General features: G+C 49.8%; 1 protein-coding gene. It reads right to left on the bottom strand.

Going from position 1 to position 725, the window contains the following annotated elements; genetic code table 11:
• Positions 1 to 295 (bottom strand): C2H2-type zinc finger protein (locus E1189_RS26065; protein WP_408014666.1); only part of this gene is annotated, 295 nt, incomplete at its 3' end.
• Positions 296 to 725: the final 430 nt, after the last annotated feature.

Raw genomic sequence — 725 nt, forward strand, 5'->3', positions numbered from 1 at the left:
CTGTATGGATGCGTTTGTGCCTGATGAGATCACGGGATGTGGTAAACGTTTTATGGCACCCGCCCTGATCACAGACAAAGGGCTTCTCCCCTGTGTGGATGCGCTTGTGGGCAGTGAGTACACCGGATTGGGAGAAAGACTTGTTGCACTGGTCACAGGCAAAGGGCCTTTTCTTTGTGTGGGTGCGCTTGTGTCTGGTGAGGTGACTGGATCGGGTGAAAGACTTATTGCATCCGTCCTGATCACAGATGTAGGGCCTGTCCCTTGTGGGGGTGTGCATCCCGGAGATGATCATGGGCCGCTGATCGCTGTCAGGCTGACTCTGACTCACTTCAGTAAGAGTGCTACCTGTATCGAATGCACATTTCCCTGCACTGGCGCAAAGAGCACTCTGAAATACATCATCCTGCAACAAATCCGATAACTCTGAAAGTAGAGCGTCATCCTGCTTCAAGCCTGACACCCCTGGGAATAGAGTGTCCAGAGGGGAAGGTGAAGAAGGAGGAATGCATAAGATATCAGGAGCTTCACCATTACTCGAAATGCGGCAAATGTTAGATGAGTTCCTAATCCATGTTGTGGCATCCGTTTCAACTGCCAGCTGTTGTACAGTCGTTGATTTCGTGAGTGTTAATTGGGTTCTTTTTTTTTCACGGCAATGTACAAAGTGGTGCTCAGCAGACCTGTGTATGGTGCAAGATGTGGTTTCACCAGGGAGGATATGT

This window comes from Parendozoicomonas verongulae, assembly GCF_009711465.1.
Taxonomy (GTDB): Bacteria; Pseudomonadota; Gammaproteobacteria; order Pseudomonadales; family Endozoicomonadaceae; genus Sansalvadorimonas; species Sansalvadorimonas verongulae.